The organism is Affinundibacterium amnicola, from assembly GCF_014284275.1.
Lineage (GTDB): Bacteria > Pseudomonadota > Gammaproteobacteria > Burkholderiales > Burkholderiaceae_D > Undibacterium > Undibacterium amnicola.
Genome location: NZ_JACOFU010000009.1, coordinates 161,301 through 177,218, shown reverse-complemented (window position 1 = coordinate 177,218; position 15,918 = coordinate 161,301). Strand labels below are relative to the sequence as shown.

Genomic DNA, 15,918 nt, shown 5'->3' with positions numbered 1-15,918 from the left:
TTTTATCAACGTTCGGCGCTAAGAAAATCGCATGAATTAAATCGCGTGAATTAAATCGCACTATAAGGCTTGTATTTGTAAAGTTTTTGTTACTTTACCTTCACTCTTCTCACCCATCCCAGCACCACTATTTTTACTCTCTTTTTTCAGTGCGACTAAACGATCTCCGACCGTTCCATAAATCCACTCTTCTTCATTTTTCATTTCAAAACTAATCACCACGTAAGCGCGACCTGATACAGCTTGCGTTAGTCGGCTTGCGAAAGGCGTTCCGTCTGCAGCAATCCAGACATCAATTTGCCCATCAAATTTTTTCAGATATTTGCGTTCGCGCTCACTTAATTTGTCCATCGACATTTCAAAGTTTAATAAGCGTGCTGGTTTGCCATTAAACACATCGAGCTTCTCACTCTTAAAATTCGCTTTCTCCAAACTGCGGCTTAGACTTCCTGCGGCAGAAATCATCGGTCGCAATGCAGATGAATTGACTTCATTTAAGGCAGATAAAGTCGGTGTTTTTGCCTTCTTATCTTTCTCACGCTGACGTTCTTCCACCTCTAATTTGGCCAACATGTCTTTGCTATACAAAACATGCAAACCACGCGGACTTTCCTCGACACTGACACTGGCTAAACCATGCGTTTCTTCTTGATCCTTGCCTTCGCCTTGTCGATTCCATGTTTTCGCTTCGACCACAGCCTTCAATGGCGTCTGCCCCTGCAAGCGAGTCAATGCGGTTTTCAAATCTGCTAAGCCATCTGCATGGGCCAAAGTCGTCGCACACATACTGATGGCAAATGTGCTTAGCAATAACTTATTACGATTAAACATGAAAATTCCTTGATAAGATGCTGCTAGGTGAGTATGACTAAAAATTGGCTGATGAGTTCAGTTCTGAAGTTCCAGATTTCGCCAGTGCGCCAGCTTGTGTATTCGCAGCGAGGTAAACCAGTAAAGCAGATTGAGCATCGTCGGCAGCGTATTTTAATTGACGTTCATTCAAATGCTCGGCCGCCCAATTCGACGTTGATACCCGTTTTGATTTTTGTAAAATCTGTCCGAAATATTTTTCAACTGCACGCTTCGCACCCATCTGTTTTCTACGACTATCACTCAAACTACGTGAGAGATCGAGCACATTAGCGATCCTAATTCCCAGTTTCCGAAATAACATTTGATTATCGTCAGATAAGCCAAATCCGACTTTTCGAATTTTGTTGGACTCCAACACTTCTTTCAACACATCGCGGCTCAGATCTCTTTGGGCAGCACTCACCAGCGGAAATAAAAACGCATGCGTTTCGGTCGCTAATTGAATCAAGTGTGGCCCGTCTGAAGTCTGACCAGCAGTAAATACGGGCTTAGATTCGGTGTCATAACCTAAGCTCTGCGCGCCCATCAAGTGATCGCGAGCGAATACTAATTGCGCAGGGCTTTGCACCACCACGATTTGCGCCAATGCGATACCAGGATAATCTGGTAATACACTAGGAGATTCTGTTTGAGAAATAAGATGAATATTCATTGATACATTCATATCTGGCTAAAGCACATAGGGTCAAATATCCTTGTTGAAGGCAGGTCAAATTGCACGATTTGATTGCGCTTGAGTGCACGGGCAATTGGATGAAAATAGCTATTCGTGGTCGCAATTTGCCAATCAAGATCTTTGGCGAGATCGCCTGCAATAATGCCATAAAGATCAAGATCGAATTCAATCTTTACAATTTAAGTAGGCGTTTTCAGAAAGATTCTGTTCTAGAGACCTCTGCGCAAGCTACTGCACGGCCGAAGTTTGAATTTCCGGCGCTCGCTGCGCTCTACACAGGTCCGCTCCTCAATGCGAACTTCGACTGCTCGCTACGGTTGCGCAGAGGTCTTTCTAGATTGCTATCTTCAGCTGTCCTGTGACGTGAACACGCACTGGAAAAATAAAAAAGGCGACCAAATGATCGCCTTTTTAGTTGAGCTTATCAAACAGCATGGCTTACGGTTGTGCACCTTTGCGCGTCACGCTACCAGAACCGCCGATGGATTTACTGACTTTTGGATCGCCATAGTAATCCACACTACCAGAGCCACCAATTCGGACATTTAAATTATCGCTAACCCAAGTTTGTACTGAACCAGAACCACCGATGCTAATCCTTACATCTTTTGCTGCCAACTTTACTAAATCCAACTCACCTGAACCACCAATCGTGCCGGAAATCTGCGGTACCGAGCCACGTGCGGAAAAGTTTCCACTGCCACCGATGCTAACTTTTAAAGTCTCAGCCTTTAACTCATTCACCGTCATTTCGCCAGAACCAGCGATACGCAATTTCAAATCTGTACTGAGGATTTTGTCGCTCTTAACGCTACCAGAGCTTTCCAAAACGAAGTCATCCAAATTTTTAAAGTGAACCACGATCGATAAGTGTCGCGTCTTAGGATACTGACTTTTCTCTTTGGAACGTATCTTCAGAGTATTGCCCTCAACCACGACCTCTAACATCGCTTGAATATTGTCATCGGTTTCAATTAACACGCCCTCTTGATTGCCCTGTTTTAGTTCAATCTTGCCAGGCACAGAAATTTGTATTGCACGAAAATCTTGCACCTGACGTTCTTGTTTAACGACCTTGCCAGAACCTTCGACCGACTTGCCCCACCAATTGCCCCAGCTGGCAGAAGCTGGCGCTGCGGTGAATGCCGTCGCAATGAATACTGTAGATGCGGTAGCGAGCAGGTGACGACGCAATCTTAATACGCTGGATGTAGACATGATTTACCTCTTCTGACTTTCATTTTATAAAACTTGATTTGGCTTAACACTACTGTATATCAAATGGTAAAGCCCTCTATCCTTGTTAGGCCGTTTTTTTACGTGTGCTGCGTGAAATCAAAACAAACAGACCATATAAGATCAAGAATGGAATCATCAAAGGCAATAAAGCGATTGCAAAAGAACCTAGTACTGCGCCTAACACAACCACCAGTACCAAAGCCACCATCGCCAACACCAAACCAGTAATACTCAAAGCAAAAAACAGCGCAAAAAATCCGACGACGCAAGCAATCAAGAATCCAGTGAAACCACCGATGTCGCCAATTTCTTCACCATCGATCACAATATGTGATGCATCTATAGATAAGTAAGTTAAGAAAAGCAAAGCCAAAACAATGGCGATAGCGATAAAAATATTGCGGTGATTCGTTTTCATTTTAATTCCCCTTTTTCATATTTAAGCGACTGAGAAACTGTGTGTTTCACTCGATGAATCAACAAGTGCTGATTCGATGATTGAAGTGTAGACACTTGTAATCGACGCTTCTAGCGAATTGCGACAGAATGCAAAAACGGGGGAACAAAGTGTCATTTGCCTCCCGAATGCCTTATTTGAGGGAGCGTGTCGCAGCCATGTGTTTAAGATAAACCAACAAATGATCCAAATCTTGGTCGGATAGTGTTTGAACATCAAAGCCCGGCATCAATGCTTGTTTCCAGCTACGCACCGAGGAAGGCTGACGTATTAACTTATGCAAATAAGGTGCTTGGAAATATTCAGTGGGATTCCATGGAAGGTTCAAATCAGGGCCGATTGCCGCATCACCGCCGTCGTTCAGGCGATGGCATACCGCGCAGTTTTTAATATAAATTGACATGCCTAGCATCGCTTGCTGATAGCTTGCCTGCAACTTCGGCGAAGGCACAAGTTGCGGGAATCTTTGCTGCAATGGCAATTCGACACGAATTTTCACCACTTGATATGGCCATTGCTCATTGCTGATTTTGCCAGCTTCAGGTGTCAACCATACCAAATAAAAAGGCCCTGCACTGGCAGTCTTCAATGGATTGTTAGGGTTCACCGCAGGCCACCCTTGCTCCGCAGTTTCGATTGCCAGATATGGCTGCCCTTTTCCGCTCAGATCAGCAGCGCTGATATTGGCGACAAATCCATCCGACGCCACGAATTGTACGGATGAATCAGCCGCCATTTTTGGCATCAGCTTGGCGTAAGGCACCGCGCGATACGACATCGGGCGTTTGTAGGCCGAATCTTGACGAATCTGAATTTCTACAGACTCGGCTAGTAAGGCGGCACGTGTCCATTGCTTTACCTGAACACCATCACTCACCTCCAACATAGGTTCTTGACTCCAGCCAGGCAAACTCAAGCCTAGCAACATCATCAGACAAGACAGTTGCATCACAATCGAAAAAACTTGACGTCGCATAGGTGGCCTTCCAGTAAAAATATCAGCTCAAGAAAATAGCGAAAGTATAGGCGAACTAACAAAAATTTCCGATTCATACTAGGGCGTGTTGACCTAATGGAACTTAGCAGGACACCAAAAAAGCACAGGTTTAGAGCGAAAAGCTCAGGCGTAGATGCCGAATGAGGGTAAAAAAAGGTTAAAATCAAAGGTTTATAAATTCCTCAATTCCGTACGGCAATTTTCTCGCCGCTAAGTATGACGTTGAGTAACAATCCAGCAAAAAAGGCAGAAGAGCTATGCTCACTTTTCAACAAATTATTTTGACATTGCAAGACTATTGGGACAAACAAGGTTGCGCCCTGTTACAACCGATTGATATGGAAGTGGGTGCTGGTACTTCGCACACAGGGACTTTCTTACGCGCGATTGGTCCTGAGCCTTGGCGTGCAGCTTATGTGCAACCATCACGCCGCCCTAAAGATGGTCGTTATGGCGAAAATCCGAATCGCTTGCAGCACTATTATCAATATCAAGTCGTCTTAAAACCAGCCCCTGAGAATATTCTCGATCTCTATCTCGGTTCTTTGAAGGCACTGGGTTTGGATCTGCAACAAAACGATATTCGCTTTGTCGAAGATGACTGGGAAAATCCAACGCTGGGTGCTTGGGGCTTAGGTTGGGAAGTTTGGCTGAACGGCATGGAAGTCACGCAGTTCACTTATTTCCAACAAGTCGGCGGGATTGATTGCAAACCTATTCTTGGTGAAATCACTTACGGTATCGAACGTTTAGCGATGTATTTGCAAGGCGTGGAAAACGTCTACGATTTAGTGTGGACTGAACGCGAAGAAAATGGCAAGACGGTGCGTTTGTCGTATGGCGATGTGTTCCATCAAAACGAAGTCGAACAATCGACTTTCAATTTCGAATATTCCAATACCGATTTCTTATTTTCGCTGTTCACCAACTACGAATCCGAGGCGAAACGTCTATTGGAAATCACCGCATCAGCGGAAGGAAAATCTTTAGCGCTGCCAGCTTACGAAATGATTCTAAAAGCCGCACATACTTTCAATTTACTTGATGCGCGTGGTGCTATTTCGGTGACCGAACGTGCAGCCTATATTGGCCGCATTCGTAATCTGTCGCGTGCGGTTGCTGCTGCTTATTATGCGTCGCGCGAACAACTGGGTTTCCCTATGTGCGCTGCAGATGATAAACATAAACCAGTTTCAGTATTGGCGGACTAAACGCAAATAAGTAGGGTGCGCCATGCGCACCATGCCGCAGAACCTGTTTTGTTAACAAATGAATTGGTGCGCACGGCGCACCCTACATAAGCTGGTTCGATCGTATCGGACAAAGATAGAATAGATCGAGATAAAAAAATGAATAACACACTCTTAGTTGAATTATTTACAGAAGAATTACCACCAAAGGCGCTCGCCAAACTTGGTGAAGCCTTCGCCGCTGGCATCGTCAATGGCTTGAAGTCACGAGACTTTTTGGAAGCTGATTCTGTTGCTACTAGCTTTGCCTCACCACGCCGTCTGGCTGTGAGCATCAGCAAGGTACGTGCAACGTCGCCAGATAAGCAAATGCGGGAGAAAGTTTTACCAGTGTCAGTTGCTTTGGATGAGAACGGTAACGCGACGCCACCACTGACAAAGAAACTCGCCGCATTAGGATTCCCCAATTTACAAGTTTCTGATTTAGAACGCGCTGTAGATGGCAAAGCCGAAAGCTTCTTCTACAGCTACACAGCACCAGGCACCGCGTTGAATGACAGTTTGCAATTAGCGCTCGAAGAATCGATTAGTAAATTGCCGATTCCTAAAGTCATGAGTTATCAACGCCCTGACGGTGAAACCGTCCATTTTGTACGCCCTGTGCACAGTATTATCGCCTTGCATGGCGCAGACATTTTGCCATTGACCGCATTGGGTTTAACAGCAGGCCGCATCACGCTCGGCCATCGTTTCTTATCTACTGGTGAAGTTTCCATTGCCCACGCTGATCAATACAGTACAGCCTTAGCTGAACAAGGCAAAGTCATCGCCAACGTCAGTGAACGTAAAGAAAAAATCCGTGCTGCACTACAAGCGAAAGCCAATGGCGATCAAGTATTGATGCCAGAATCTTTGTTGGATGAAGTAGCCGCCTTGGTTGAATGGCCAGTGGTCTACGAATGTCATTTCGAAGACGAGTTTTTGACCGTGCCGCAAGAATGCCTGATTTTGACCATGCAAACGAATCAGAAATATTTCGCGGTAACAGATGCTGCTGGCAAATTACGCTCACGCTTCTTGATCGTCTCTAACTTAGCAACTGATACGCCAGAACACATCATTCAAGGCAATGAGCGCGTGGTTCGCCCTCGCCTGTCTGACGCAAAATTCTTCTTCGAACAAGATAAGAAAAAAACGCTGGCAGATCGATTGCCTTTGTTAGCCAACGTGGTCTACCACAACAAATTAGGCAGCCAGGCAGAACGCACGCAGCGGGTAAAATCATTGGCAGGTCACATCGCGCAATTAATCGGCGCTGATGTAACACTAGCAGAGCGCGGCGCCTTGCTAGCCAAAGCAGATTTATTGACGGACATGGTCGGTGAATTCCCAGAATTGCAAGGCATTATGGGCACTTACTACGCTAAACACGACGGCGAGCACGACGATGTTGCTGCTGCTGCGTCCGAACATTATCAACCACGTTTTGCTGGTGACCACTTGCCAGCGACGGCAACTGGTACAGCCGTTGCCTTAGCAGACAAACTTGAAACACTCGTCGGGATTTGGGGCATAGGTTTGCAACCAACTGGCGATAAAGATCCGTTCGCATTGCGTCGTCATGCACTTGGCATTTTGCGTATGTTGGTCGAGAAACGCTTAGCAATTTCGCTGCAAGCATTGATCGCTGCAGCGGCAAATTTATTTGCGGGCAATGCGAATTTCAAAGACCCAAGCGCTGAAGTATTAGCTTTCCTCTATGACCGCTTGCATGGTCAATTGCGCGAACGCGGCTTCTCACAAAATGAAGTCGAGGCGGTCGTTGCACAAAATCCAGATACATTGAATAACATCGTAGAACGCCTGCAAGCGGTGCAGAGCTTTGCTGCCTTACCTGAATCGGCGTCGCTAGCAGCAGCAAATAAACGTATTACAAATATTCTGAAAAAAGCCGAAGGTACGCCGGGCGCGATCAATCCAGCGTTGTTACAAGAAGCTGCCGAACAAGCATTGCACAAAGCAATGAGCGACGTTAAGCCTGCCGTTGATGCTGCGTATGCTATTGGTGACTTTACTGGTGCATTGAAAACATTGGCAGCTTTGCGTGAAGGTGTTGACGCTTTCTTCAATGATGTCATGGTGAATGCTGAAGATCTGGCGTTGCGCAATAATCGTTTGGCTTTACTTGCGTCGTTGCATGGCATGCTGAATCAAGTGGCGGATATTTCTAAGTTGGCGGCTTAAGCGCCCTTAGTATCCCCTCTCCCGCAAGCGGGAGAGGGTTAGGGTGAGGGTGGTTCAGCGGCGATAAAGATACTTCAGAATCTTAAACATAAAACTGGATGTCTTAAGTATCGGGTTTAGCATTAACAAACCTGAACCACCCTCATCCCCGCCCCTTCTCCCGCTTGCGGGAGAAGGGAGTTTCAAACCCAACTTATTACGAACCGCGTTGAAAAATTTACGAAAGCTATGATGACACCCACCACCAAACTCATCATCTTAGACCGCGACGGCGTCATCAATCATGACTCTGATGCTTTCATCAAATCACCGGATGAATGGCAAGTGATTCCTGGCTCAGCGCAAGCGATTGCAAGGTTGAATCAGGCTGGATACACGGTGGTGGTAGCGACCAACCAATCGGGTGTGGCGCGCAAGTTATTTCCGATGACGACCTTAAATGCGATTCATCAAAAAATGCACGCCACAGTGGAGCAAGTAGGTGGCATGATTGATGCCGTATTTTTCTGTCCACATAGCGCGGACGACAATTGCGACTGCCGCAAACCGAAACCTGGCATGCTGCAAGAAATTTCCGCACGCTATAACATGTCGCTCAAAGGTGTGCACTGTGTCGGTGACTCTTTGCGTGATTTACAATCGGGCTTTGTGCTTGGTTGTATTCCGAATTTAGTGTTAACTGGCAAAGGTCAGGGCACCATGAACAAGGGTGGCTTGCCACCTGGTACACAGATCCACTCCGATCTGGCGACGATGGTGGATGCCTTACTTAGCACACAGATTCTTACATCCGATTAAAGTAAATTATTGAAATTTTGATTCAGGACATGCAATGTACTCAGCTTTTTGTTTTATCCGTTCTTTGATTTTTGCGGTAGTGATGATCATCGCTACGGTGATCTGGGCACCAATTTGTTTCTTATTTGCACCGCTACCGTATAACCAACGCTATTGGGCAACTGCACGTTGGAACGTCTTCATCATTTGGGCGGCAAAAGTAATCTGTGGCATTCGTTATCAAACCCGTGGTTATGAAAACTTTCCAGATGGCCCGGTGATCGTTTTATCCAAACATCAATCGGCTTGGGAAACCATATTTTTATTAATGTCGACGCCACGTCCACTAGTTTTCGTTTTTAAAAAATCCATCACTTATATCCCTTTCTTTGGCTGGGCAATTTCTTTGATGAAGATGATCCCGATTGACCGCAGCAAAGGTAAGGACGCCTTCGCGCAAGTCGTGACCATTGGTCGTAAACGTTTGGCTGATGGCCAATGGGTGATTATGTTCCCTGAAGGTACGCGTATTCCAGTCGGCCAAAAAGGTAATTACAAAGGCGGCGGTACTCGTCTCGCCATCGAAACGAATACACCTGTGATTCCTATCGCCTTAAATTCTGGCGAATGCTGGCCTAAGAATTCATTCATTAAACGCCCTGGGATTATCACAGTATCCGTTGGTAAGCCGATCGAACCAGGCGAGATGAATGCATCGGAACTGATGGCAAAAGTTGAAGAATGGATAGAAGCTGAAATGCGCGTGATTTCTCCAGAAATCTACAAATAAATCGACACTTAAAAGCCGTGCTACACTCTTAAAGTGCGTTTTGACCAGCTGAGTATTTAACTGTTCAGAACGCGCAGTTTGATCGATTTGAGAGATTCTTATGCCCGCTGCAAAACCCGCAAAACCTGCCAAGCCTTCACTAATAGAGGGTCTGCAACGCGCACTACAATTAGATTTCTTTAATGATCTGTTTGGCGGTAACGAAGTGCGTGTTGACAATCGCCCTGCGTCACCGAGCGGCGTTGACAACCCTAGCGACAATGCCGCCAGAACGCGCAAACGTCAAATCCTAGTTCAGGATCAAATTCTCGAATACGAATTACGTCGATCAAAACGCCGCAGCATAGGTTTTTTAATTGCTGATGAGGGCTTGCGCATCACCGCACCACGCTGGGTGACGCTCGCAGATATCGAACAAGCGATACGCGAAAAACAGCAATGGATCATTGCCAAATTACGTGAGAAGCGCGAACTTGCTAGTCGACGTTTACAAGCGACCATGCGCTGGGAAGATGGCGCACGTCTTCCTTATCTTGGAACACATCTCAGTTTGCGTATTAGCCATCAAGGTCGCACCGCTGTTGTACACGATACTGAACAAGGTATTCTGCATATTTCATTGCCACCCGATTTTCACGAGCAACAACTCAAAGACCGAGTACAAAGCTGGCTGCAACAAGAAGCGAAGCGTATCTTCAATCAACGCATGCCTATTTTTGCACAGCGTTTGGGTGTGACATATCACTCCATGAGTCTGTCTTCTGCTGGCACGCGTTGGGGCTCTTGTACCTCACAAGGAAAGATACGCTTGAACTGGCGATTGATTCATTTTTCTCCTGACATTATCGACTATGTGGTTGCGCATGAACTATCACATTTACGCGAGATGAATCACAGTGCCGACTTCTGGGCGACAGTTGAATCGATTTACCCAAACTACGAACAAGCTAAGCAAAAACTCAGGCGGCATGCCAGTGCAGATTTGCCGGTCTTTTAAACAGCGAGTTTCATGCCCACACATACCTCCAAACTTGCTGATACCCGACTATGGTTTGGCGAACTTGGTATCGACGTGGGATTTGCTTTCTTTATCGGGCAAACTGGCGACAATCAATCTCATGCACATTGGGCGCACCAATGCATAGTACGTCTTGATCAACCTCTTAGCTTATTTAACGCAGGAGTGCGCTTTCAAGACGATGCGATTTTTGTACCTGCTGGCGTAGAACATCGTTTAATCGCACCACGACATTTGTCTTTGTTTTTTGATCCCACTTCTAGACTTGCGAAGGCATTGTGCGACCATCTGAACAAGCCACTTTCAGTCCAAACATTACCGCAGAAAATTGCCGATTTTTTCAGAGCAGCCCTCACCCAAGCCAATTCTAGTCAAGACTTGCATCAACATTGCTTAAGCTATTTCAAGCATCATCGCATGGCGAGCACATCTGATCCACGGCTAGCAATCATTTTGCAAAGAATTCATCAAGAAATCGGCGCAGAAAATACCAAACGAAGTGAACTGGCACAGCAAATCGCATTGTCCGATTCACGTTTTTCCCACTGGTTTCACGAGCAGACCGGCATGCCTTTACGTAGTTACCGAAAGTGGCTACGTTTAATACTTGCCTTCAAATCGATCTTAAACGGCAGTAGCGCGATTGATGCGGCGCATCTGGCAGGGTTTTCTGATCAGGCGCATTTCTCCCGGACTTTTATGGCAATGTTCGGTGTCAGTCCACATAGTTTATTGCCGAATCTCACGCTCAAAAATGGCTCCGCTAAAAATTAATCAGCAGTTTCGTTCAAGACGACGACATGGGAATTTTGTCACACTAAGCTTCGATTCATTTTTTAACAAGCGAGGCCAAACATGGAACAATTCTTGTGTCCCACAGCATTACTTAATTTCAATCACACCGAAATCCATCAACTCGTCACGAACAGAGGTTGGTTGCAGCTTGCTAATGAAGAACGCATAGCGCGAATCTATGATTTCGTACAGAACGAAATTGCTTTCGGCTACAACGAAGCAGATGACCTAGCGGCTTCACAGGTCTTAGCCGATGGCATCGGCCAATGCAATACCAAGGGAACATTGCTCATGGCACTACTACGCAAATGCGGTATTCCTTGTCGGTTTCATGGATTCACTATCAACAAGCGTTTGCAAAAAGGCGCAATCAGTGGCATTGCCTATCTGCTGGCGCCACGTAATATTATTCATAGCTGGGTAGAAATCTGGCATCAAGACCGTTGGATCAATCTGGAAGGCTTTATCCTCGACAAAGCTTATTTAAGTAGTGTGCAAAAGCGGTTTAGAGAATCCGAAGGAGCATTTTGCGGTTTTGGTATCGCCACCAATGTACTGTCAGATCCCGCAGTGGAATGGCGTGGTGAAGATACTTATATACAAAAGGAAGGCATCAATCATGACTTCGGAGTATTTGAGGCGCCAGACAATTTTTACGCCAAACATGGGAGTAATCTGTCAGGCATTAAGCGATATATCTTCTTGCGTTGGATCAGGCAAAGCATGAATCGACGCGTACATGATATCCGTCGCGGCAATTGGTCATTTTTCCAAATCGAAAACTGAATTTACGGGCAGCGGTACAATAGCGTTTTTTATCTAAGTATTGAACCTACCATGCGCTTTCTACACACTATGCTACGCGTCGGCAATCTGCAACGCTCAATTGATTTTTATACCGAAGTACTAGGCATGAAATTATTGCGTACTTCCGACAATCCGGAATATCAATACACACTTGCCTTCTTAGGGTTTGGCAGCAATCCTGAACACGCAGAATTAGAATTAACTTACAACTATGGAGTTGAGTCTTACGAGATGGGCACAGCCTACGGCCATATCGCGATTTCAGTGCCGGATGCAGCGGCGGCTTGTGCTGCTGTGAAAGCACGTGGTGGCAATGTGACGCGTGAAGCTGGGCCAGTTAAAGGTGGCAAGACCGTGATCGCATTTGTGCAAGATCCGGATGGATACAAAGTGGAACTCATCGAACGCGAGTTCGATACACCTGTGACTTTGTGATCATGTAATACGCGAAGAGGTGCCGATGACGGTGCCTCTTCATCCATTCGTTTTAGTTATTGCCGTAACGCCGGAAGTAAGAAATCAAACCACGTGTCGAATCATCGAGCAGCGCGTCGTAAGTTTGATTGCCTTCTAATACGGGTAACAAACTATTTGCCAATTGCTTGCCCAGTTCTACGCCCCATTGATCAAAGGAATTCAGACCCCACACCACGCCTTGCACAAATACTTTATGCTCATACAATGCCAATAACATGCCAAGTTGGAAGGGATCGAGGCTAGGCATCAAGATCGTGGTTGATGGCTGATTACCCGCAAATACTTTATGCGGCAATAATTTGGCAATGGCTTCATCTTTCAAGCCTGTCGCCGCCAATTCTATGCGTGCTTGTTGCTCAGTTTTTCCAAACGCCAAGGCGGAACTTTGTGCCAAACAGTTCGCCAGCAATGGCGCTTGATGTCCAGGTAATGGATAGTCACTGCTGGCAGCGACCACAAAATCACAAGGAATTAACCAACCACCCTGATGCAATAATTGGAAAAATGCATGTTGACCATTAACACCAATTTCCCCCCAAACGATAGGATTTGCGCGGCAGTTTAAAGCTGCGCCATCACGCCCTACGGTCTTGCCGTTCGATTCCATTTCTAGCTGTTGCAAGAAGCCAGGTAAATGACGCATCGATTCATTGTAGGGCAAAACGGCAGTGGTTTCGGCACCAAGGAAATTCGTATTCCAGATAGAAATCAATGCCAGCAAAACGGGTAAGTTTTTTTCTAGAGGCGCGCTGCAAAAATGCTTATCCATGGTTTCGGCGCCTTCTAACAAGCGCTCAAAACCACGCATACCAATCGCTAAAGCCACCGACAGTCCGACCGCCGACCACAAAGAATAACGACCACCAACCCAATCCCAAATCTGCAAAATATTCGATTCTGGAATACCAAATTCTTGGGCCTTACTTGGATTCGATGTCACTGCAATAAAGTGTTTAGCGATTGCCCACTCTTCCATCGCGGATGCCAATAACCAAGTTCTGGCAGTGTGTGCATTAATGCTGGTTTCTTGGGTAGTGAAAGTTTTCGATGCAACAATGAACAGTGTCGTATGTGGATCGAGCTTTTCTAGCAGCGGTGCGAGGTGCGCGCTATCGAGATTCGATACGTAATAGAAATTCAAACCAGGATGTTGTAAGGCAGAGAGCGCGCGTGTCGCTAACTTCGGCCCCAAATCTGAACCACCGATACCGATATTCACAATATTTTGTATCGCATCACCTTTGAAGCCACGCCACAAACCACTACGCACACGTTCAACAATATCGCGCATTTGTTTGCGCACCGCATGGACTTCGGGCATCACATCATTTTCGGCATTGGGAAATGGCGTGAAATCAGTGTGGCGCAAAGCGGTGTGTAAAACCGCACGGTTTTCACTGAAGTTAATTTTCTCTCCCGCGAACATACGATCACGCCAAGCCGCAACATCTGAATGTTCAGCCAATGCCAGCAAATCTTTCAAAGCTGCGGTATCAATTCTCTGCTTGGAATAATCCACCAATAAACCGTCAAGCTCCAAGGAAAAATGCTTAAACCTATTCTCGTCTTCGGCAAACAAATCACGCAGATGTTGATCTTGCAGGCGCGCTTTGTGCACTAATAAAGCTTGCCATTCAGGAGTATTGGTAAGATTCATCTTTTTTATTCAACTCAAGGAAGTTTAAGCAGGCAGAAGATTAGCAAGCGCAACGTATTGCTCTAAAGGGATGGCTTCTGCACGCAACTGCGGATCAATACCAACATCCATCAATTGTTGTTCGGTAAATAAACCCGCAACACAATTGCGTATGGTTTTACGACGTTGGGAGAATGACTTGGTCACGACTTGTTCCAAGTTTTGCAATTTACACGACAGTTTTTCTTTTTTCGGAATCATGCGTACTATCGCAGAATCGACGCGTGGTGGCGGATCAAACGCCGTCGGCGGCACGATGAATAGCAATTCCATGTGATAACGCCATTGCAGCATCACCGACAGGCGACCATATTCTTTGCCACCTGGTTCCGCCACCATGCGCTCAACGACTTCCTTTTGTAGCATGAAGTGTTGGTCTTCCACTTGCTCGGCATACTCAGCAAGATGAAATAACAAAGGACTAGAAATATTGTAAGGAAGATTGCCGACAATACGCAGCTTTTTGCCTTCATTCACGGGGATTGATGCGAAATCAAATTGCAGTGCGTCACCTTCGTGAATAATCAATTTTGTCTGGTCAAAACTCTTCTTTAATCTGGCGACCAGATCACGATCCAGTTCGACCACATGCAATTGATCCAAACCTTCTAGCAAAAGGCGTGTCATCGCCGCCAAGCCAGGACCAATCTCCACCATGCTCTCGCCAGATTTTGGATTAATCACGCTAATAATGTCGTTTAAGACTTGTTGATCAGTGAGAAAATTTTGACCAAAACGTTTACGGGCTATGTGTTTCATATTCTTTGTATTTTTTCGTTATAGCGTAGCGAGCTTATGCACACGCAAGGATAACTTAGTGATGGCTATTCGCCGGATTGGAACTAGCATGTTGGCGCGCCACCATTTCTGCGGCAATACGCATCGCTACTTTCATACTACCTGCATCGGCCAAACCAGTGCCCAATTTTGCTAAATCTAAAGCGGTACCATGATCAACCGAGGTGCGTATCAATGGCAAACCCAAGGTAATGTTGACGCCCAGACCAAAACTCGCATGCTTTAACACGGACAAACCTTGATCGTGATACATCGCCAGCACACAATCGGCATCTTTCAGATATTTTTGCTGAAATAAAGTATCGGCAGGAAAAGCGCCATGCACGTCCATGCCTAAACTACGCGCATGCAAAATGACTGGATTGATGACTTCGATTTCTTCTTGGCCAAGATAGCCGTTTTCACCCGCATGCGGATTCAAACCTGTGACGTAAATCTTGGGTTTTGCGATGCCAAATTTTTCTTGCAAATCACGATGAATGATCTGTAAGCTGCGTAACAAGTCATCAAATTTGATCGCATCAGGAACTTCACGCAAGGGTAAATGCGTGGTGGCTAATGCAACGCGTAAAGGCTGTGGCAAATGGGCGGATGCTTCACATGCCAGCATCATCACGACTTGCGGCGTATTGGTTTGTTGCGCCAAGTATTCGGTATGTCCGGTGAATGCGACGCCGGCATCATTGATCGTACTTTTTTGCAAGGGCGCAGTAACCATGGCATCGCACCAGCCTTGCTGTATGCATTCGATTGCCAAGTCTAAAGTCGCTAACACTGCGCGACCGTTGCGTGGATCTAGCTGGCCTGCGACCACATGCGCAGAGAGTGGACTGTCGATAACGGTAATTTGATCTTTGCCACAACCCGGCAAACCATTATTGCGAAGTGCCTGCTGAGAGATGCCCATCAAGCGAATATTTCTATCCAAATCATGCGCCAGCATCGCCAGATAAGCAGCGTCACCAATCAATATAGGGCGCACCTGCGCACGCAATTCCCAAGCCGCCAGCAAAGATATTTCTGGACCAATGCCGGCTGGTTCACCAACGGTAATTGCAATGACAGGTAGACGCGATCCCATTAT

General features: G+C 46.1%; 16 protein-coding genes. 8 read left to right on the top strand and 8 right to left on the bottom strand.

What is annotated here, in order from left to right; genetic code table 11:
• Nucleotides 1–60: 60 nt before the first annotated feature.
• The 5 genes from H8K33_RS17885 to H8K33_RS17865 all read right to left on the bottom strand — a co-directional run bounded on the left by H8K33_RS17885 (nt 61) and on the right by H8K33_RS17865 (nt 4,221).
• Nucleotides 61–831: a hypothetical protein gene (locus H8K33_RS17885; RefSeq protein ID WP_246443704.1), complete on the bottom strand. Its 771-nt coding sequence runs from the start codon at nt 829–831 to the stop codon at nt 61–63.
• Between the two features lie 37 nt (nt 832–868).
• Nucleotides 869–1,525, bottom strand: a complete 657-nt coding sequence (locus H8K33_RS17880; RefSeq protein WP_186892429.1) for a 3'-5' exonuclease — start codon at nt 1,523–1,525, stop codon at nt 869–871.
• A 462-nt stretch (nt 1,526–1,987) separates the two neighbouring features.
• Complete coding sequence (locus tag H8K33_RS17875; protein WP_186892428.1) at nt 1,988–2,767, bottom strand: head GIN domain-containing protein; 780 nt, start codon at nt 2,765–2,767, stop codon at nt 1,988–1,990.
• An 85-nt stretch (nt 2,768–2,852) separates the two neighbouring features.
• On the bottom strand, nt 2,853–3,206 hold the full coding sequence (locus H8K33_RS17870) for a hypothetical protein (protein WP_186892427.1): 354 nt from the start codon (nt 3,204–3,206) through the stop codon (nt 2,853–2,855).
• Between the two features lie 172 nt (nt 3,207–3,378).
• Entirely contained in the window at nt 3,379–4,221 is an 843-nt protein-coding gene (locus tag H8K33_RS17865; RefSeq protein ID WP_222613482.1) for a cytochrome c, read from the bottom strand.
• A gap of 278 nt (nt 4,222–4,499) precedes the next feature.
• On the opposite strand from H8K33_RS17865, the gene glyQ reads away from it, so the two are divergent.
• From glyQ to gloA, 8 genes are all read left to right on the top strand, one after another.
• Complete coding sequence (gene glyQ / locus H8K33_RS17860; protein WP_186892426.1) at nt 4,500–5,453, top strand: glycine--tRNA ligase subunit alpha; 954 nt, start codon at nt 4,500–4,502, stop codon at nt 5,451–5,453.
• Between the two features lie 138 nt (nt 5,454–5,591).
• Complete coding sequence (gene glyS, locus H8K33_RS17855; RefSeq protein ID WP_186892425.1) at nt 5,592–7,676, top strand: glycine--tRNA ligase subunit beta; 2,085 nt, start codon at nt 5,592–5,594, stop codon at nt 7,674–7,676.
• 195 nt (nt 7,677–7,871) lie between these two features.
• A complete protein-coding gene (gmhB, locus tag H8K33_RS17850; RefSeq protein WP_343043844.1) occupies nt 7,872–8,474 on the top strand; it encodes a D-glycero-beta-D-manno-heptose 1,7-bisphosphate 7-phosphatase in 603 nt (200 codons plus the stop codon).
• 34 nt (nt 8,475–8,508) lie between these two features.
• Nucleotides 8,509–9,243, top strand: a complete 735-nt coding sequence (locus tag H8K33_RS17845) for a lysophospholipid acyltransferase family protein (protein WP_186892423.1) — start codon at nt 8,509–8,511, stop codon at nt 9,241–9,243.
• Nucleotides 9,244–9,343: 100 nt separating this feature from the next.
• Nucleotides 9,344–10,240: a M48 family metallopeptidase gene (locus H8K33_RS17840; protein ID WP_186892422.1), complete on the top strand. Its 897-nt coding sequence runs from the start codon at nt 9,344–9,346 to the stop codon at nt 10,238–10,240.
• A 12-nt stretch (nt 10,241–10,252) separates the two neighbouring features.
• Complete coding sequence (locus tag H8K33_RS17835; RefSeq protein ID WP_186892421.1) at nt 10,253–11,035, top strand: AraC family transcriptional regulator; 783 nt, start codon at nt 10,253–10,255, stop codon at nt 11,033–11,035.
• Between the two features lie 81 nt (nt 11,036–11,116).
• Nucleotides 11,117–11,842, top strand: a complete 726-nt coding sequence (locus H8K33_RS17830) for a transglutaminase-like domain-containing protein (protein WP_186892420.1) — start codon at nt 11,117–11,119, stop codon at nt 11,840–11,842.
• 51 nt (nt 11,843–11,893) lie between these two features.
• Nucleotides 11,894–12,298, top strand: coding sequence for a lactoylglutathione lyase (gloA, locus tag H8K33_RS17825; RefSeq protein WP_186892419.1), 405 nt, complete (start codon nt 11,894–11,896; stop codon nt 12,296–12,298).
• 52 nt (nt 12,299–12,350) lie between these two features.
• On the opposite strand, the gene pgi is transcribed toward gloA, so the two are convergent.
• The 3 genes from pgi to pdxA are packed head-to-tail and all read right to left on the bottom strand — an operon-like array spanning nt 12,351 to nt 15,915.
• Nucleotides 12,351–13,997 carry a glucose-6-phosphate isomerase gene (gene pgi, locus H8K33_RS17820; RefSeq protein ID WP_186892418.1) on the bottom strand — a complete coding sequence of 549 codons (1,647 nt, stop codon included), beginning with the start codon at nt 13,995–13,997 and terminating at the stop codon, nt 12,351–12,353.
• Nucleotides 13,998–14,021: 24 nt separating this feature from the next.
• Nucleotides 14,022–14,795, bottom strand: coding sequence for a 16S rRNA (adenine(1518)-N(6)/adenine(1519)-N(6))-dimethyltransferase RsmA (rsmA, locus tag H8K33_RS17815; RefSeq protein ID WP_186892417.1), 774 nt, complete (start codon nt 14,793–14,795; stop codon nt 14,022–14,024).
• A gap of 55 nt (nt 14,796–14,850) precedes the next feature.
• The gene (gene pdxA / locus H8K33_RS17810) at nt 14,851–15,915 is read right to left on the bottom strand and encodes a 4-hydroxythreonine-4-phosphate dehydrogenase PdxA (RefSeq protein ID WP_186892416.1); all 1,065 of its coding nucleotides are present in this window, start codon (nt 15,913–15,915) and stop codon (nt 14,851–14,853) included.
• Nucleotides 15,916–15,918: the final 3 nt, after the last annotated feature.